The sequence below is a fragment of the Streptomyces sp. GB4-14 genome, assembly GCF_022696125.1.
GTDB classification, from domain to species: Bacteria; Actinomycetota; Actinomycetes; order Streptomycetales; family Streptomycetaceae; genus Streptomyces; species Streptomyces werraensis.
Genome location: NZ_RZHO01000002.1, coordinates 3,442,727 through 3,459,583 on the forward strand (window position 1 = coordinate 3,442,727; position 16,857 = coordinate 3,459,583).

A 16,857-nucleotide genomic window follows, 5' to 3' on the forward strand; every position below is an offset into this window, starting at 1 on the left:
TTTTCTAGGGCTGCACCAGCCCCGTTTCATACGCGCAGATCACCGCCTGCACCCGGTCCCGAGAGCCCGTCTTCGCCAGGACGCGGCCCACGTGGGTCTTCACCGTGGATTCGGCGAGGTGGAGACGCGTGGCGATCTCCGTGTTCGTCCAGCCCTTCCCGAGAACCGTCAGGATTTCCAGCTCGCGGTCCGTCAGTGCGGCCAGCCGGGGGTCGGGCGCCGTGACCTCCGCGGTGCCGGCCGGTAGATGGTGGACGTAGGCGTCCAGGAGCCGGCGGGTGAGGCTGGGAGCCACCACGGCGTCCCCGGAGGCGACCGCTCGTATGCCGGAGAGGAGGTCCTCCGGCTGGGCGTCCTTGACGAGAAAACCGGAGGCACCGGCGCGGAGGCCCGCGTAGGCGTACTCGTCCAGGTCGAAGGTGGTGAGGATCAGGACACGGGTGCGGTCCCCGGAGGCGGTGATGCGGCGGGTCGCCTCGATGCCGTCCATGCCTGGCATGCGGACGTCCATCAGAACGACGTCCGGTCTGAGATGCGCGGCCTTGCGGACCGCTTCCGTGCCGTTCGCTGCCTCGTCCAGGACCGTCATGTCGTCCTGGCTCTCCAGCAGCATGCGGAAGCCGAAGCGCTGGAGGGGCTGGTCGTCGGCGATGAGGACGGTGGTCACGGTGCGGATTCCTCCGGGAGACGCAGGTGCACACGCCAGCCGTGTTCCGGGTGCGGGCGCGGGCCGGCTTCCAGGGTGCCGCCGTACAGCGCCGTGCGTTCCCTCATTCCGGTAAGTCCCCGTCCGCTGTTCGTCGTCGGTGCGCCGCCGCGGCCGGTGTCGGTGACGGTGAGGGTCACCGCACCCGAGGTCGCGTACGAGAGCGTGACGCCGGCGGTGGCGTCCGGGCCAGCGTGCTTCAGGGTGTTGGTGAGGGCTTCCTGGATGACGCGGTAGAGGGTGAGCTGACGGCCGGGGGAGATGGCGGGATCACCGTGGACGGTCGCCCGGACGGGCAGTCCGGCCCGGCGGACGCCGTCGAGGAGACGGTCGAGGTCGGCGAGCGCGGGCTGAGGGGTGAGGTCGGCGGGGGCGGGCTCGTCGTCGCGCAGGACGTCCAGCAGGCGGCGCAGCTCGGTGAGGGCCTGGCGGCTGGTGCCCGCGATGGCGTCCAGGGCCTGGGCGGCACGCTCGGGGGACTTGGCGGCGGCGTAGCGGCCGCCGTCGGCGAGACCCGTGATGACGGACAGGTTGTGGCCGATGATGTCGTGCATCTCGCGGGCTATACGGGTGCGTTCGGCGGCGGCGGCGAGGCGGGCCTGCTGGTCGCGCTCGATCTCCAGGCGGCGGGCGCGGTCCTCCAGGGCCACGGTGTGGTCGCGGCGGGTGCGGACCGTGACGCCGATGGCGACCGCGACGAGGAGGGACATCAGGTGCGGTCCCAGGTCTTCGTCGGCGGTGCCTCTCGGGTGGCGCAGGACCGTCAGGACGACCGGGGCCGTCGACACCACGGCCACCCACCACAGGGAGCGCAGCGGGCGGCGCACGGTGATGTGGAAGACGACGAGCAGGTGGAGCAGGGCCGCCTGGAGCAGGGCGCCCGTCCAGGCGTTGACCAGCAGGGCCGGCGTCATCACCAGCAGCACCGTGCGGGGATGGGTACGGCGTCGGAGGAGAGGGGCGGTCAGCGCGAGGCTGAGGGCGAGGACCAGGCCCTCGGGGACGTCGGGGTTACGGGTGATGCGGGTCCAGCCGCCGCCGTAGAGGTCGATGAGCGCGGCGGTCGTCCAGAAGGCCGTGAGGTGCAGGTCCCAGAGGAGCGGGCGGCGCCGGTCGACGGCGCGCACCCGCTGCACGGTCCGCTGGAGGTACTGGGTGATCGGCTCCGCTGTCTGTTCCTCCGGCACGCGGTCCATGGTGCTGGTCGCGCGGCTCGTGCGGAAGACCGTCATACGTCCCGTCGCCTGAGCAGAAAGGCCGCCAGGGCGAGGCTTCCCGCCGTCCACAGGGCCATCGAGAGGAGGGCCGTGCCGGGTGAGGGCATGCCGGGCCGAGGGGCGGCGTGGGTGAGTGCCTCGACCGCCTTGCTGGGGAAGTGGCGAGCGGCGTCGTCGACGACGTCGTACGGGATCAGCGGGAGGAGCTCCGGAAGGATCATCGTGAGACCGATCAGCGCGCCGATGCCCGCCGGGACGGAGCGGAGCATCGAGCCGAGCGCCAGGGCGAGGACGCCGAGGAGGGCGAGGCCGGCGGCGTTGGTGACGAGGGCGCGGGCCACGCCGGGGTCGGTGAGGGAGGCGGAGTGCGCGGTGTCCGTGAGGAAAGTCTGCGCGAGGGGGAAGGTGACGAAGTTCGCGGCGAGCACGGTGAGGAAGCCGACGCCGGCCAGCACGGCCGCCTTGGACCAGAGCACCGGCAGCCTGCCGGGTACGGCGGTCATGGTGGCCCGGATCTGGCCGGTGGAGTGCTCGCCGGCCGTGGTCAGGACGCCGAGGGTGCCCAGCACGACGTAGGTGAACTGCATGCCGAGCAGGACCATCAGGACGGTGTCGATGTCGTCGTCACCGCCTCCGCCCTCGTAGCTCGCGGCGATGAGCAGGCCGGTGCCGAGGGTGAGGACCACGGTGAGGCCGAGGCCGATCCAGGTGGAGCGGAGCGTCGTCAGCTTGTGCCACTCGGAGCGCAGGACGCGGACCGGGGTGACCTTGTAAGGGTGGGCGGAGGTCATGCGGCTGCTCCCTCCGGGCCGGCGTACTCGACGGCGTCGTGGGTCAGGGTCATGAAGGCGTCCTCCAGAGAGGCCTTTGACGGGGTGAGTTCGAAGAGGGGGATGCCGTGGGCGGCGGCGGTGCGGCCGATGTGCTCGGCGGTCGTGCCGCGGATCTCCAGTGCGCCGGCGGTGTCCCGGACGTCGACGTCAGGGGCCCCGAGCAGGGCGGTGAGAGCGTCCGGATCGGGGGTGACCACGCGGACCGTGGCTGCCCCGGAGTCCCGTACGAAGTCGGTGACCGTGGTGTCCGCGAGGAGGCGGCCGCGGCCGATGACGATCAGATGGTCGGCGGTCAGGGCCATCTCGCTCATCAGATGGGAGGAGACCAGGACCGTGCGGCCCTCGGCGGCGAGGGACTTGAGGAGGGTGCGGATCCACCGGACGCCCTCGGGGTCGAGGCCGTTGACCGGTTCGTCGAGGACGAGGGTGGCGGGGTCGCCGAGCAACGCGGCAGCGATGCCGAGGCGTTGGCCCATGCCGAGGGAGAAGCCCTTGACCCTGCGGTCCGCGACCTCGGTGAGGCCGGTGAGGTCCAGGACCTCATCGACGCGGCGTTTCGGGAGGCCATGGGTGAGGGCCAGGCCGCGCAGGTGGTGGCGGGCGGTGCGGCCCGGGTGGACGGAGCGGGCCTCCAGCAGGGCGCCGACCTCGGTGAGGGGCGCGGGGTGGGCGGCGTAGGCGCGGCCGCCGACGGTGACCCGGCCCGACGTCGGGGCGTCCAGGCCGAGGATCATCCGCATGGTCGTGGACTTGCCGGCGCCGTTCGGGCCGAGGAAGCCGGTCACGGTGCCGGGACGGACGGTGAAGGACAGGTCGTCGACGGCCGTCCTTCCGTTCCTGCCGCCGTAGCGTTTCGTGAGGTGCTGTGCCGTCATCATGGGTCGATGCTCGTCGGCGCGGGAGCGGCGGGCGTCGGACGGCGGCCCTATTTCGGATGAGGCCGTGGTACCCCGGTACTACCGTGGCCGCATGAGCTACCAGGTGCGGTCTCTGCGAGCGGACGAGTGGCCCCGGGCCAAGGCCTTGCGGCTCGAGGCGTTGCGGGATCCCGTGGCGTCCATCGCGTTCATGGAGACCTACGGGTCCGCCGCCGCCCAGCCCGACGCCTTCTGGCAGGAGCGCGCCGGGCGCAGTGCCGAGGGGGCGTCAGGGGCGCAGCAGATCATCGCCGAGGGGCCCGACGGGGAGTGGGTGGGGACCGTCACCGTGCTGATGGAGGAGGCCGGGACCACCGACTGGGCCGGGATGCCCGTCGAGCGGCTGCAGGGGCATCTGGTGGGGGTGTACGTGCAGCCGGGGCACCGGGGGATCGGGCTCACCGAGGTGCTGTTCGACGCCGGCCTCGAGTGGGCGTGGGCGCAGGGCGCTGAGCGGGTGCGGCTTCTCGTGCACGAGGACAACGAGCGGGCGCTGCGGGCCTACCGCAAGGCCGGGTTCACCGAGACCGGGGTGACCACGACGCTGGGGCCCGACAAGGGCGAGCGGGAGCTCGAACTGGCCGTGGAGCGACCGGAGTCAGACTTCTAGCTCCGCGTGCGGCCAGCGGGAGCGGGCCTGTTCGCGGGAGCGCAGAAGCGCGACCGTGGGCATGCCGCGCTCGGGCCCGGAGGTGAGGAGCTCCGGGAGCTGCGGGAGAGGGGCCACTGCCGCGACGTCGTCCAGAACAAGGGTCAGTGGTGGGTCGAGCCGACCGGAGGATGACCGTTCGGCCATGCGCCGGCCGTGCTCGACCACGTACGAGACGAGCGCCGTGAGCAGGGGCATGGCGCCCGGACCGGTGCGCGGATCCTCGATGGATTCGCCCACGACGTAAAGCGTTCCCCCTTCGTGGACGAAGGAATCCAAGGCGAGGGCATCACTTCGGTGCGGATTGCAGGCTTCCCGGACGTTGACCGTGGAGAGGGCCGCCAGCGCACGCGCCGTCAGCTGCTGGGCCATGTCCCGGCGTTCGGGGTGCGCGGTGAGCGCCGCCTCGAGCTCGCCCGCCGAACCGGACGCCGCTGCGGGATGCGTGCGCAGGACGCGGACGGCGTCCTGGACCTGGAGGCCCTGCGCCCAGCGGTGCACGTGTCGGACGGTGCGGCCGTCGACGGCGGCCGCGTGCAGGTAGCTGCGGAGCAGTAGTTCCGCGGTGTCGCCGAGCTGCTGGTCGAGCCGTGAGGTGGGGCGGACGGGGGCGAGGAGCGCCGCCGCGCGAGCGGTCGCCGTGTCCTTGTCCTCGCAGCCGGCGGTGGGCGACCAGTGGAGGCGGGCCGGGGTGTCGCAGAGGTGCGTCGGGTCGTAGAGGTGGGCGGGTCCGAGCTTGGCGCGGGCGTCCTTGGTGTCGTACCAGAGGGTCGGGTTGGACGTGAGGACGAGGGCGGGGCCCTCGGCGTCGCGTACGGCCTGGGCGGCGGTGGTGTGGCGGGTGGCCGGGGGGCCGTAGTGCAGGCCGGGGGCCGTCACCTCCGCCGTGGGCCGGGGCGCCGGCTCGGGGGGCCGCGGGGCGGGGACCTCGTGCAGCGGCGCGGGCTCCGGCTGCGGCTCGTTCACCGGGGCCGGTTCCGGCATCGGCTTCGGTCGCGGAGCCGCGGGCGCCGGCGTCACCGCTCCCTGCGCGCGCCGCCGCGCCCGTACCGCCCGCCAGCGGGCCACCGTGCCCAGGACGAACACGGTGAGGACCACCAGGATCATCAGCTGGCCGATGAGCAGGCCCCAGAAGAGGCCGTAGCCGGATAGGTCGCCGGGCGGGGTGCCGGGCCATGCGCCTGGGAGGTCGTGCGGTTCGGTGACGAGGTGGCGCACGGCGAGCGGGGTGCGGGTGAAGGAGAGGCCGGACGGCCAGTGGCCGTGGGCGAAGAGGCCCGCGAGGCCGGTGGCCGCCCAGACCATCGCCGTCATGCCGAGGAGGAACGCGAGCACCCCGACCAGCAGTCCGTCCGGGATGCCGTCGCTCCGGCCGCCGTCGTGCCCGCGCCGCTCGTCCGGTCTCACGCGTCCCCCTCCTGCCGTTCCTACGCCACCGTCGACTCGGAGTCCCCGACGTGCTGCTCCACGAAGGCCGCCGCCCGCTCCTCGGCCTCCAGTTCGGCGGCGCGCAGGGCGTCGTCGGCGAGGTCGGCGGACGACTCGGTCATCGCGCGGTCGGTGAAGACCAGGGGGCGTTCCGTCTCGGTGACCAGGTGTTTGACCACCTGCACGTTGCCGTTGACGTCCCAGACCGCGATGCCGGGGGTGAGCGTCGGGATGATCTCCACGGCCCACCTGGGCAGGCCCAGCACCCGGCCCGTGGCACGCGCCTCGTCCGCCTTCTGGGCGTAGATGGTGCGGGTGGAGGCCATCTTCAGGATCGCCGCCGCCTCCTTCGCCGCCGCTCCGTCCACCACGTCGGACAGGTGGTGGACGACAGCGACGAAGGACAGGCCGAGGCGCCGGCCGAACTTCAGCAGCCGCTGGAACAGCTGCGCCACGAACGGGCTGTTGATGATGTGCCAGGCCTCCTCGACCAGGAAGATGCGCTTCTTCCGGTCGGGGCGGATCCAGGTGTGCTCCAGCCATACGCCGACGATCGCCATGAGGATCGGCATGGCGATGGAGTTGCGGTCGATGTGGGACAGGTCGAAGACGATGAGCGGGGCGTCCAGGTCGATGCCGACGGTCGTCGGGCCGTCGAACATGCCGCGCAGGTCACCGTCGACCAGGCGGTCGAGGACCAGCGCGACGTCCAGACCCCACGCGCGGACGTCGTCTATGGCGACGTTCATGGCCTCCGCCGACTCCGGTTCGGGGTGGCGGAGCTGCTCGACGATGTCGGACAGCACCGGCTGGCGCTCCACGATGGTCTCGTTGACGTAGGCGTGCGCGACCTTCAGGGCGAAGCCGGAGCGCTCGTCGAGGCCGTGCCCCATGGCGACCTCGATGATGGTGCGCAGCAGCGCGAGCTGGCCCGTGGTGGTGATCGCCGGGTCGAGCGGGTTGAGGCGGATGCCCTGGTCGAGCGCGGCCATCGGGTCCAGGCGGATGGGGGTTATGCCCAGCTCCTGGGCGATGAGGTTCCACTCGCCGGCGCCGTCCTCGCCCTGCGCGTCCAGGACGACGACCTGGCGGTCACGGAAACGGAGCTGGCGCAGGACGTACGTCTTCTCCAGCGCCGACTTGCCGTTGCCGGACTCGCCGAGGACCAGCCAGTGGGGGGCCGGGAGCTGCTGGCCGTAGAGCTGGAAGGGGTCGTAGATGTAGCCCTTCCCGGAGTAGACCTCGCGGCCGATGATGACGCCGGAGTCGCCGAGGCCGGGCGCGGCGGTCGGCAGGTACACCGCCTGCGCCTGGCCCGTGGACGTGCGCACCGGCAGCCGGGTCGTCTCGACCTTCCCGAACAGGAAGGACGTGAAGGCGTCGGTGACGACGGACAGCGGATCCCGCATCTTCAGCTCAGCCCCTACCTACGAATGCCGGTGGCGAACGGGAGAGTGTTCACGAACGCGCGGTGGTGCTCGCGGTCGCACCACTCCAGCTTCAGGTACGACTTTCCGGCCGAGGCCCGTATCGTCCGCTTGTCGCGGGCCAGGGCCTCGGGCGTGCGGGAGGAGACGGTGATGTAGCCGACCAGGTTGACGCCGGCGGCGCCGCTGGCGAGGTCCTCGCCGCGCTGGTCGAGACGGCTGTGCGCGGCGACGTCGCGGGGGTCGACGGTGCGGTTCATCTTGGCGGCGCGGGACGCCTCCGCCTCGTCGTTGGTCTTCTCGGTCAGCATGCGCTCGATGGCGACCTCGGTGGGTTCGAGGTCCATCGTGACGGCGACGGTGCGGATCACGTCCGGGGTGTGGACGAGCAGCGGCGCGAGGAAGTTCACGCCGACCGGGGTCATCGGCCACTCCTTCACCCAGGCCGTGGCATGGCACCAGGGGGCGCGGGTGGCGGACTCGCGGGTCTTGGCCTGGAGGTACGTGGGCTCGGTGGCGTCCAGCTCGGCCGGCCAGGCGTTGCGCTGGGACATCGCCTGGATGTGGTCGATCGGGTGGTCCGGGTCGTACATGGAGTGGATCAGCGAGGACAGCCTGCTCTGGCCGAGCGGCTGGCGTACGCGGATGTCGGCCTCCTGGAGCCGGGAGCAGATGTCGGTCAGCTCACGGGCCATGACGACGGCGAGGCCCGCGTCCCGGTCGACGCGGCCGCCGCCCTGGCTGCGCATGGCGCGGGCCATCGTGGTGGCCTCGGCGGCGAGTTCGCGGTTGTAGTGCATGCAGGCGACCAGATAGGCGCGGTGCTGCTCGCTGCTGGTGGACACCATCGACTGGAGCTGGTCGTAGGACTGCTGGAGCCAGGCGGGCGCCCTGTCGTCGCCGCGGACGGCGACGTCCTTGGCGTGCGCGTCCGGGTCGGCGGGCAGGGTGCGGGCGAGCATCTGGATGCGGGTGACGAAGCCGTCGCCGTTGGCCACGTGCTTGAGGAGCGTGCCGAAGCGGTCGACGAGGGCTTCCTGGTCCTCGGAGTCGCGCAGGCCGACGCCGGGTCCCTCGATCTCGATGGCGGCGGTGACGGTCTTGCGGTCCGCGTGCAGCAGCACGGCGATCTCGTCCGGCCCGAACGGCGCGGAGAGCCAGGTGATCCTGCCGATGCCGGGCGGCGGGCCCACCTCCACCTCGCGGCCGTCGAGCCGCGTGCCGGCCTCGACGACCCCGGAGCGGTAGGTGGCGCCGCGGCGCAGGGTCCGCTTGTAACTGCGGTTGATCTCGAACCACTTGTAGAAGGTGCGGTGCTTGTACGGCACGTACACGGCGGCCAGGGCGAGCATCGGCAGGCCCGCCAGCAGCACGATCCGGACGGACAGGACGGGGACGAGAAGCCCGCACATCATGCCGAGGAACGCGCCGATGACGATGAGCGCGATCTCACCGGTCTCGCGATTGCGGCCGACGATCGCGTTCGGCCGGGCGCGGCCGATCAGATACGTACGGCGGGGCGTGACCGTGGGGGACAGATGGGACTCGGTCGTCAACGCCCTTCACCTCCCGTGCGGTTGTTGCTGCTGTTGCGGGTGCCGGCGTGCGGGGTGTTCACCGGGCTGCCCGCCCGGGGCGGGGGCGCGGCGGAGGGGACGGATCCGCCGCCCGAGGGGCGGGAGCTGTGCGCGGCGACTCCCCCGGACGCGGGGTTGGACGGGCGGGGCCCGGAGGACTGGCCGCCGCCGTTGTTGTCGGCGCGGGTGCTGTGGGTCTTGATTCCCTGGGCGACCAGAGTGGCCGGCGAGCTGATGACGGCGGCGGCCTTGCCCTCGGCGCCCTGCATGAGGCGGTTGTTGCGGGAGCCGGCGATCTCGTCGCCGAAGCCGGGCACGAAGCGGTAGATCATCGCCGAGGCGAAGATGGCGAGCAGGATGATCGCGAGGCCGGAGACGACGGCGGAGAAGGCGTCCGGGCCGTCGTCGGCGGAGAGCGCGCCGGCCAGGCCGAGCACGATGACGATGACCGGCTTCACCATGATCACGGCGATCATGATGCCCGCCCAGCGGCGGACGTGACCCCACAGGTTCTTGTCGACCAGGCCCGCGTAGACGACGGTGCCGAGGAGGGCGCCGACGTAGAGCAGGGCGGCGCGGATCACCAGCTCCAGCCAGAGGACGCCGGCGGCGAGGATCGACACCAGGGAGACGACGATCAGCATGATCGGGCCGCCGCCGATGTCGTCGCCCTTCTCCAGCGCGGCGGAGAACGTCCCGAAGAACGTGTCCGTCTGGTCGCCGGTCGCCTTCGCCAGCACGTCGGTGACGCCGTCGGTCGCGGAGACGACGGTGTAGAGGATCAGCGGGGTGAAGGCGGAGGCGAGGACGGTGAGCCAGAGGAAGCCGATCGCCTCGGACAGGGCGGTGGTGAGCGGCACGCCGCGGACGGCCCGCTTGGCGACCGCCAGCAGCCAGAGGAGCAGGGTGAGGATCGTCGACGCGGCGAAGACGACGGCGTACTGCTGGAGGAAGGTGTCGTTGGTGAAGTCCACCTTCGCGGTGTCCTCGACGGCGGCGCTGAGCTGCTTGACCGTCCAGGACGCGGCGTCGGCGCAGCCGCGGGCGAGGGAGGCGAGGGGGTCGAGGGCGGAGGTGGGGTCGTTGAGGGTGCTCGGCCCGCCGCCTCCGCCTCCGCTGGAGCCGCCCTCGTCTCGCTCGCAGTACTGCTTCGCAGGGCCGATGAGGAGGTCGCAGGGGTCGTCACTCGGCGTGGGCGTGGGAGTGGGCGCCGCGACGGCGCGCCCGGCCAGTCCGATGGCGGCCACCGGTACAGCGGCGATCACTGCGGCGAGCTTGAGTACGTGACGCGGGCTACCGGGCATATGTGAACCCTCCGTACTCCTCGACAGCCTTGCTGATCTCTTCAGAGCTGGCGGCCCTGTCGTCTCCGGGGACCGGAGCCGGGCCGTCCTTCTGGGTATCGGCGGAGATTTTCCAGTCCCCGTCGATCCACTGGAGTTCGAAGGTCCAGGTCTTCCAGGTGGTGGTCACCGGGTCGGTCGACCTCTCTCCGGACATGCCGATCAGGCCCATGTACCAGACCGCTACGCGGGCGCTGTTGTCGTCGTACTGCTCGACCTTCGTGCCGACCGGGATGGTGCGCGAGACGAAGGTGCTGCCCTGCGGAGGGTTGCCGTTCGCATCGAGACCCAGCTTGCTCAGGAAGTCCGCGGAGTAGGCCTGGTCCATCGCGGGGCGGAGCTTCTCGGTGGCATCGGGGGTGTAGATGGCCCCGAGGATGGAGTGCCGACTGTCCTTCTTGAACATGCCGTCAGAACCCAGCACCACCGAGTAGTTCGCCGCCGCGCTCTCCGCCCCCTGTCTGTCGTGGGCGAAGCCCGCCGGGATGCCGGACGCGCCCGCCGAGACGGGTTTCTCGCCCGTCGGGGCCGTCGCCGCCGCCTTCGGGGAGTCGCCGCCCTCCTCCGCGTCGGAATCCCCGCCTCCACGGTTCGCGAAGGCGATGGCCGCGATGAGGAGGACCACCACGCCGACGACGGTGACCAGGCTGCGCGACGACGACCGGCCGTTTCTGCGCGCGCCGCCGTACGGGTCGCCGCTCGCCTCGGGCAGGCGGGTGCGGGTCCGGCCCGTGTCGTCTCCGAGACTCATGCCGCGTCCGCCCCCTCAGCGTCGTGCGGGAACACCTCGTACTCCGTGTACTCCACGTACGACGGTAGCCGTACCGGCCGCCGCTCGGGCGTGGTGTGGTGACTGGACATCAGGGAAACGCAACCTCAGCCGGTGGGCACGACGGGCGGGTGGGATGAAGGGGGGCCGGGCGTGCCCGGTCGGGACCGATGGTGCGGGGCTAGACGGCCATGCCGTACACGATGGTGAACAGGGTGCCGAGCGAACCGATGATGAAGACGCCCGTGAGCCCCGCGATGATGAGGCCCTTGCCCTGTTCGGCGCTGAACGTGTCCCTCAACGCGGTGGCGCCGATGCGCTGTTTGGCCGCCCCCCAGATGGCGATGCCGAGGCAGATGAGGATGGCGACGGCCATGACCACTTCGATCATCACCTTGGCCTCGTTGCCCAGGCTGCCGAAGGGGCCCCAGTCCGGAGCGATCCCGCCGATGATGGTGTTGATGTCTCCCTCGTCGGCCGCAAAGAGCATGTAAGTCACCGCCCCTGTATGGGTAGTTCCGCATCCTCTGCGGGGGTGCAGAGGTCAGGCCTCATTGTCGCCGACGATGACGCCGTCGTATGTCGACTTGACGTCATCTGTTGGCGGGTTTCGTGGGAATAGCTTGCCACCGGCGCGCGCCGGACTCCGGGAGGGGCGCGCTCCGAAGGGTGAAGAGTCGTATCGTCACTCTGTGTATCACGCTGCGTAACGTCGGGCAATGAAGCGCGGCTCGTCCCCGTTGGCGTGGACCGTGCATGTCGTCGTATCTGATCACTTCCGTTCGGCCGTCTCGCCTCTACACTGTCGGGCGGCGGCGGACTGCCGGACGGTGAGGGGTGGTTGACGGTGCGTAAGGTGTGGGTCGGTGCGACTCTTGCCGTCGGTTCCGCACTCGCCTTCGTGATGCTGCTCGTCGTCGGGGTGTACGTCGTCGCCGGGAACCTGGTGAACGGGGTGGGCGGCGGCGCCGCCAAGTCCCTGGCCAAGGGCAGTGTGCCGGCGGCCTATCAGCAGCTCGTCTCCCGCTGGGGCAACCTCTGTCCCGCCATCAACCCGGCGCTGCTCGCCGCGCAGCTCTACCAGGAGAGCGGCTTCAACCCGCAGGCGCAGAGCCACGCCGCCGCGCAGGGCATCGCGCAGTTCATCCCCGGCACCTGGGCCGTCCACGGGATCGACGGCGACGGGGACGGGGACCGTGACGTGTGGGACCCGGCGGACGCGATCCCGTCCGCGGCGACCTACGACTGCACGCTGGCGTCCTACGTGAAGGACGTCGGCGGGGATCTGACCGAAAACATGCTCGCCTCGTACAACGCGGGGGCGTACGCGGTCATCAAGTACGGGGGCGTGCCGCCGTACGAGGAGACGCAGAACTACGTGAAGCGCATCCGCGAGCTGGAGAAGAGCTTCGCGGCGCCCGTGGGGCGGGTGGATCCCTCGCGGCAGGCCGCCGGGGCGATCGCGTTCGCGCAGAAGAAGCTCGGCACTCCCTATCTCTGGGGCGGCAACGGCACCGCTGACCAGGGCGGACGCTTCGACTGCTCGGGCCTGACGAAGGCCGCGTACGAGAGTGTGGGGATCACGCTGCCGCGGGTGGCGAACGACCAGTACAACGCGGGTCCGCATCCGGCCCGGGACGAGCTGCTGCCGGGTGATCTGGTGTTCTTCTCGGACGACCTGACCAATTCGCGGGCCATCCGGCATGTGGGTATTTATGTCGGCGGCGGGTACATGATCGACGCGCCGCGTCCCGGTGCGGTGATCCGATTCGACCCGATCGACACTCCTGACTACTTTGGTGCCACCCGGGTCACGGAAGATGGCGCGAAAGCGCTCCCCACGACGGTGTGAGCGGAGCGACAAACGCCCCCCTGAGCTGCGAAGACGCATCTCTCTTCGATAACGTCTGCGTGATCTTTCGGTGGAGGGTGGAACGTATCGGCGGGGGCCGTGCGTTCCTGTTCTCGTAGCCGAGCGGACGAGCGGATCTACAGACCACGGGGGTGGCAGACAGGGCGCGCGTCCGCGCGCCGGACGACATGACGAAGGGGCCGCAGCACCATGGCTGGACTCGCCGATTCCGGGTCGAACCCCGACGTCGACCTGCTCTACGACATCAACGGCCTCGCCAAGGCCGCCCCGCCGTGGTTCGACCACGTCATGGAGTTCGTCGGCGAGTACGGGGTGCTCTTCGGCCTTCTCGCGATGGTGCTGTGGTGCTGGTGGGGCGTGCGCAGGCGCGGCGGACCTGACGCCGCGTCATCGGTGGCGGCCCTGGTGTGGGCGCCGCTCGCGGCGGGCGTCGCGGTCCTGGTGAACGTGCCGATCCGCGGATTCGTCGAGCGGCCACGGCCGTTCAACGACCACGAAGGGCTCGAGGTGCTCGTCGACGGCAAGGACGACTTCTCCTTCGTGAGCGACCACGCGACGCTCTGCATGGCGCTGGCGGTGGGTCTGTTCCTGGCCAACCGGCGCTTCGGGCTGGTCGCGCTGGTGCTGGGCCTGATCGGCGGTTTCATCCGCGTCTACATGGGCGTGCACTACCCGACGGACGTGGTCGGCGGACTGGCGCTGGGCACCGCGGTCGCGCTGCTGCTGTCGCCGCTCGCGATGGCGCTGCTGACGCCGCTGATGCGGGCGGTGGAGCGGTCGCCGAAGGCCGGCTGGCTGGTCGCCGCCCGGCCGCAGGGCCAGCGGCGGAAGGTGGCCGAGCGCAGCCGGGGCCGGGGCGCGGGCACCGGACCCGAGGAGCGGGACCTGGCGGCCTGAGCGGGCTTCGACGCACGACGGCGACACGACACGGCGATGGGCCCGTGGTCTCCGTCCCCTTGAGGGGCGGGTGGCCACGGGCCCTCGTCCGTGGTGAGAGGCTCAGAGGGCCTGCGGGGTGGTGAAGACGCGGTCCGGGTCGTAGCGGCGCTTCAGGCGGGACAGGCGCGGGGCGGCGTCGCCGTAGTAGGCGCGGCGCCAGTCGGTGAGGCCGGGGTCCGTGTAGTTCTGGTAGGCGGCCCCGGACGCGTGCGGGCGCAGCGCCCGGTGAGTGGCCGTCAGCCATTCCCGGACCGCCGTGCCGTCGGAGCTGTCGGGGTTCCAGGACGCGAGGTACTGGGCGAGCACGCGGGAGCGGCGGTGCACGAACGCCGTCGCGGTGGGCTCGACCCGGTTGACGGCGCCGCCGAGGGCGGTGAGCGCGATGCTCGCCGAGCCGCCGCGGGCCGCCCGTGTCCGTTCCAGCAGGGTGCCGATCCCGGCGTCGTCGAGCGGGCGGTCGTAGAAGTCGGAGCGGGCCGTGTACGTCTCGCGGGCCAGGGCGCCCTCGGGGCTGCGGCCGGGCGTCGCGCCGGGGAGCCGGCACCGGTCGTCGGCGAACGAGGTGCAGCCCGCGTACAGCTCCATCGACTCCTGGTACGAGCGGCGGCGCAGCAGGACGCCGCTCGCGGAGGCGCCGACGCGGTCGGCGAGCCGGTCGACGGCGTTCTGCAGGTCGCCGTAGGTGCCGAGGGAGAAGGCGGTGACGGAGACGGAGGGGCCGGCGCCGGTGTTCTCCAGGTGGAGGGCGGACCAGATCTCGTCGGGCTGGTCGGGGCCCCACTCCTGCCAGGCCGCGACCACGGCGGCCGCCCGCTCCCACGGCCAGGTGAGGTGGCCGGTGACGCTCCGCGGGGCGGGGCGGGTCCGGAAGCGGAACTCGGTGACGACGCCGAACTGGGCGTTCCCCGCGCCGCGCAGGGCCCAGAACAGGTCGGGGTGCTCGGAGCCGGAGGCGGTGAGCTGTGCGCCGTCGGCGGTGACCAGGGTGACCTCGGTGAGGTGGTCGCAGGTCAGGCCGTAGGCGCGGGAGGTGACGCCGTGGCCGCCGCCGAGGGTGAGGCCGGAGATGCCGACGGTGGGGCAGGAACCGCCGGGGACGGTGAGCCCGCGGGCGGCGAGGGTGCGGTAGACGTCGATCAGCCTGGCGCCGGCGCCGACGACGGCCGTGTCGCCCTCGACGCGTATGCCGGCCATGCCGGACACGTCGACGATCAGGCGCCCGTCGCCGGAGGACCAGCCCGCGTACGAGTGGCCGCCGCCCCGCACGGCGAGGGGGACGGCGTGCTCGCGGGCGTGGGTGAGGGCGGTGCGGATGTCGTCGGCGTGCCGGACGTAGGCGACGGCGGCGGGCCTGAGGGTGTCGAAGCGCGTGTTGTAGAGGCGGTGCGCGGTGGTCCAGTCGGCGTCGCCGGGGCGCACCAGGCGGCCGTCGAGGTGCCCGGCCAGGGCGGTCCAGTCGGCGGGCGTCGCGGGGCGCGGGGTGCGGGAGGGCGTGGGGGAAGACGCGGCGCGTGACGTGGGCGGCGCGGGCCGGGGCTCGGAGGACGTGCACGCGGAGGCGGTGAGCGCGGCGGCGGCGCCGGCGACGAAGGTGCGGCGGTTCACGGGCGGCCTTCCGGACGTCGGGTGGGGGGACGGCCTGTCACGGCGCACCCGGGCGGGGCCGTCCGTCGAGGGCCCGGGGCCGGAGGTCCGCAGGGGCCCGGGGCGGGGCGGTCCGCCGGGGGACCGGGTGCCGGGCCATTCTCGGCACCCCGCGGGGGCCGCGTCACTCCCTCGTGTGGTTTTCGGCGTCCCTGCGGGCCAGGCTCCTGGCTCTGCGGGCCGGGCCGCGCCATCCGCAGGTGCAGTGGGCCGTGCAGAAGGGCCCCTGCTCGGTGGTGGTCGTGAGGTGGGGCCGGGGCTCCGGCGCGTCGTCCTGTTGCGGCACGACGCCCACGGTAACGCCCGCCGGGCCGCGTGACGGGGCCCCTGACCGGTCGTTAACGCCACTGACAGCGGCCCGTGTCGGACGGAGCGGGGGTAGGCAGGGATGGCGCGAGGGCGACAGCACAGGCGGACGCACGGCGTGACGGCCGTGGCCGGGGTCGTCTGCTGTCTCGGGCTCGGCGCCGCCGGGTGCGCGCGCAGCGACGCCGTCGCGCAGGGTCCGCCCGCCGGGGATCCGGTGCAGGTGCTGCGCACGGCCGCCGACGCGCTGGTGGAGGCCGGCAGCTCGCAGACGCGCACCTCGCTGGAGATGGCCACCGGAGGCACCCGGGTCACCATCCGGGGCGAGGGGGTCTACGACTATCGCAAGCGGCTCGGGCGGCTCGCGGTGCGGCTGCCGCAGGACCCCGCGGGCGCCGCCGACCGTCGGCCGATCACCGAACTGCTCGCCCCCGGCGCGCTGTACATGAAGAACCGGGGCGCCGGTGTGCCCCCCGACAAGTGGGTGCGGGTGGACACCGCGACGCTGTCCGACGGGAATCTGGTCACCGGCGGGGCGACCGATCCGTTCGCCGCCGCCGAGGTGTTGCGCGGCACCCGCTCGGCGGCGTTCGTCGGGCGGACCGAGGTGGCGGGCGCGCGGGTGCGGCACTACCGGGGCACCGCCGACCTGGAGGTGGCGTCCCAGGCGGCGTCGGAGGTCAACCGGGGGCCGCTGGGCGCGGCGGCGAAAGGGTTCGCCACGGCGCGGGTGCCGTTCGACGTGTACCTCGACGACGAGGGGCGGATCCGCAAGATCCGGCACCGGTTCAGCTTCGTGAACGGCGAGCGGCAGGAACCCGTCGCGGTCGCCTCCACCACCCTGCTGTACGACTTCGGCGCCCCCGCCGACGTGCGGCTTCCGGCGGACGAGGACATCTACGCCGGGCGGATCGCCCAGGAGTGAGCGGCGTCGGCGGGCCGGGGGCGGGGCCCGCGGTGGCCAGGCCGAACTAGCCCTTCCGTGCCATGCGCGGTCCGTAGGGCGCTCCCTACTCTAGGAAGTCGGTGACGACAGAGTGAGGTGAGGCGCGTGGCTCCGCTCGGGAGGGGGACGGTTCCGGTCCAGGATCACGTGGCGCTCGCCGAGATCGAACTGTGCGGCGAGCTGATCATCGCCGCGTCCAACGCCGAGGACCGGCTGAGCCTGGAGAGCATCGACGAGGTGCTGCGGGTGGCCGAGGCGCGGACGGACACCGCCGGATCCTGAG

Annotated in this window: 16 protein-coding genes; 5 read left to right on the forward strand and 11 right to left on the reverse strand. The window is 72.2% G+C overall.

The features are described from left to right. Nucleotides 1-4 precede the first annotated feature (4 nt). Genes ELQ39_RS17075 through ELQ39_RS17090 form a run of 4 tightly spaced genes read right to left on the reverse strand, consistent with a single transcriptional unit; the run spans nucleotide 5 to nucleotide 3,634 of the window. On the reverse strand, nucleotides 5-667 hold the full coding sequence (locus ELQ39_RS17075) for a response regulator (protein WP_242592564.1): 663 nt from the start codon (nucleotides 665-667) through the stop codon (nucleotides 5-7). Further along, the gene (locus ELQ39_RS17080) at nucleotides 664-1,938 is read right to left on the reverse strand and encodes a sensor histidine kinase (RefSeq protein ID WP_242592565.1); all 1,275 of its coding nucleotides are present in this window, start codon (nucleotides 1,936-1,938) and stop codon (nucleotides 664-666) included. The genes ELQ39_RS17075 and ELQ39_RS17080 overlap by 4 nt, the downstream gene beginning before the upstream one ends. After that, complete coding sequence (locus tag ELQ39_RS17085; protein WP_242592566.1) at nucleotides 1,935-2,714, reverse strand: ABC transporter permease; 780 nt, start codon at nucleotides 2,712-2,714, stop codon at nucleotides 1,935-1,937. The genes ELQ39_RS17080 and ELQ39_RS17085 overlap by 4 nt, the downstream gene beginning before the upstream one ends. Further along, complete coding sequence (locus tag ELQ39_RS17090) at nucleotides 2,711-3,634, reverse strand: ABC transporter ATP-binding protein (protein WP_242592567.1); 924 nt, start codon at nucleotides 3,632-3,634, stop codon at nucleotides 2,711-2,713. Before ELQ39_RS17090 ends, ELQ39_RS17085 begins: the two co-directional genes overlap by 4 nt. A gap of 91 nt (nucleotides 3,635-3,725) precedes the next feature. Here ELQ39_RS17090 and ELQ39_RS17095 point away from each other — a divergent pair, with 91 nt between their 5' ends. Next, a complete protein-coding gene (locus tag ELQ39_RS17095) occupies nucleotides 3,726-4,283 on the forward strand; it encodes a GNAT family N-acetyltransferase (RefSeq protein WP_242592568.1) in 558 nt (185 codons plus the stop codon). Here ELQ39_RS17095 and ELQ39_RS17100 read toward each other — a convergent pair. The 6 genes from ELQ39_RS17100 to ELQ39_RS17125 all read right to left on the reverse strand — a co-directional run bounded on the left by ELQ39_RS17100 (nucleotide 4,272) and on the right by ELQ39_RS17125 (nucleotide 11,356). Then, a complete protein-coding gene (locus ELQ39_RS17100; protein ID WP_242592570.1) occupies nucleotides 4,272-5,729 on the reverse strand; it encodes a type IV secretory system conjugative DNA transfer family protein in 1,458 nt (485 codons plus the stop codon). The two genes, ELQ39_RS17095 and ELQ39_RS17100, sit on opposite strands and share 12 nt — an antisense overlap. A 20-nt stretch (nucleotides 5,730-5,749) precedes the next feature. Next, complete coding sequence (locus ELQ39_RS17105) at nucleotides 5,750-7,159, reverse strand: ATP-binding protein (RefSeq protein ID WP_093769279.1); 1,410 nt, start codon at nucleotides 7,157-7,159, stop codon at nucleotides 5,750-5,752. Nucleotides 7,160-7,173: 14 nt separating this feature from the next. Further along, nucleotides 7,174-8,733 (reverse strand): SCO6880 family protein, encoded by a 1,560-nt coding sequence (locus ELQ39_RS17110; RefSeq protein WP_190003082.1) that lies wholly within the window; start codon nucleotides 8,731-8,733, stop codon nucleotides 7,174-7,176. Then, nucleotides 8,730-10,058, reverse strand: coding sequence for a hypothetical protein (locus tag ELQ39_RS17115; protein WP_242592572.1), 1,329 nt, complete (start codon nucleotides 10,056-10,058; stop codon nucleotides 8,730-8,732). The genes ELQ39_RS17110 and ELQ39_RS17115 overlap by 4 nt, the downstream gene beginning before the upstream one ends. Continuing rightward, nucleotides 10,048-10,848, reverse strand: a complete 801-nt coding sequence (locus tag ELQ39_RS17120) for a hypothetical protein (protein WP_242592574.1) — start codon at nucleotides 10,846-10,848, stop codon at nucleotides 10,048-10,050. Before ELQ39_RS17120 ends, ELQ39_RS17115 begins: the two co-directional genes overlap by 11 nt. A gap of 199 nt (nucleotides 10,849-11,047) precedes the next feature. Further along, complete coding sequence (locus ELQ39_RS17125) at nucleotides 11,048-11,356, reverse strand: hypothetical protein (protein WP_006136301.1); 309 nt, start codon at nucleotides 11,354-11,356, stop codon at nucleotides 11,048-11,050. 351 nt (nucleotides 11,357-11,707) lie between these two features. Here ELQ39_RS17125 and ELQ39_RS17130 point away from each other — a divergent pair, with 351 nt between their 5' ends. Both ELQ39_RS17130 and ELQ39_RS17135 read left to right on the forward strand, forming a co-directional pair. After that, complete coding sequence (locus tag ELQ39_RS17130) at nucleotides 11,708-12,718, forward strand: bifunctional lytic transglycosylase/C40 family peptidase (RefSeq protein ID WP_225629276.1); 1,011 nt, start codon at nucleotides 11,708-11,710, stop codon at nucleotides 12,716-12,718. A 210-nt stretch (nucleotides 12,719-12,928) separates the two neighbouring features. Further along, nucleotides 12,929-13,636 carry a phosphatase PAP2 family protein gene (locus ELQ39_RS17135; protein ID WP_190003079.1) on the forward strand — a complete coding sequence of 236 codons (708 nt, stop codon included), beginning with the start codon at nucleotides 12,929-12,931 and terminating at the stop codon, nucleotides 13,634-13,636. Nucleotides 13,637-13,738: 102 nt separating this feature from the next. Here the strand turns inward: ELQ39_RS17135 and ELQ39_RS17140 are convergent, their stop codons facing one another. Then, nucleotides 13,739-15,283: an FAD-binding oxidoreductase gene (locus ELQ39_RS17140; RefSeq protein WP_242592576.1), complete on the reverse strand. Its 1,545-nt coding sequence runs from the start codon at nucleotides 15,281-15,283 to the stop codon at nucleotides 13,739-13,741. A 427-nt stretch (nucleotides 15,284-15,710) separates the two neighbouring features. On the opposite strand from ELQ39_RS17140, the gene ELQ39_RS17145 reads away from it, so the two are divergent. Further along, nucleotides 15,711-16,553, forward strand: a complete 843-nt coding sequence (locus tag ELQ39_RS17145; protein WP_242592578.1) for a hypothetical protein — start codon at nucleotides 15,711-15,713, stop codon at nucleotides 16,551-16,553. A 117-nt stretch (nucleotides 16,554-16,670) separates the two neighbouring features. Beyond that, entirely contained in the window at nucleotides 16,671-16,856 is a 186-nt protein-coding gene (locus ELQ39_RS17150; protein WP_190003076.1) for a hypothetical protein, read from the forward strand. Nucleotide 16,857 lies beyond the last annotated feature (1 nt).

Excerpts from the sequence above, each read along its gene's own strand:
- ELQ39_RS17080 (WP_242592565.1), bottom strand. The coding sequence starts at position 1,938 with ATGACGGTCTTCCGCACGAGCCGCGCGACCAGCACCATGGACCGCGTG.
- ELQ39_RS17085 (WP_242592566.1), bottom strand. The coding sequence starts at position 2,714 with ATGACCTCCGCCCACCCTTACAAGGTCACCCCGGTCCGCGTCCTGCGC.
- ELQ39_RS17090 (WP_242592567.1), bottom strand. The coding sequence starts at position 3,634 with ATGATGACGGCACAGCACCTCACGAAACGCTACGGCGGCAGGAACGGA.
- ELQ39_RS17095 (WP_242592568.1), top strand. The coding sequence starts at position 3,726 with ATGAGCTACCAGGTGCGGTCTCTGCGAGCGGACGAGTGGCCCCGGGCC.
- ELQ39_RS17105 (WP_093769279.1), bottom strand. The coding sequence starts at position 7,159 with ATGCGGGATCCGCTGTCCGTCGTCACCGACGCCTTCACGTCCTTCCTG.
- ELQ39_RS17115 (WP_242592572.1), bottom strand. The coding sequence starts at position 10,058 with ATGCCCGGTAGCCCGCGTCACGTACTCAAGCTCGCCGCAGTGATCGCC.
- ELQ39_RS17120 (WP_242592574.1), bottom strand. The coding sequence starts at position 10,848 with ATGAGTCTCGGAGACGACACGGGCCGGACCCGCACCCGCCTGCCCGAG.
- ELQ39_RS17125 (WP_006136301.1), bottom strand. The coding sequence starts at position 11,356 with ATGCTCTTTGCGGCCGACGAGGGAGACATCAACACCATCATCGGCGGG.
- ELQ39_RS17135 (WP_190003079.1), top strand. The coding sequence starts at position 12,929 with ATGGCTGGACTCGCCGATTCCGGGTCGAACCCCGACGTCGACCTGCTC.
- ELQ39_RS17145 (WP_242592578.1), top strand. The coding sequence starts at position 15,711 with ATGGCGCGAGGGCGACAGCACAGGCGGACGCACGGCGTGACGGCCGTG.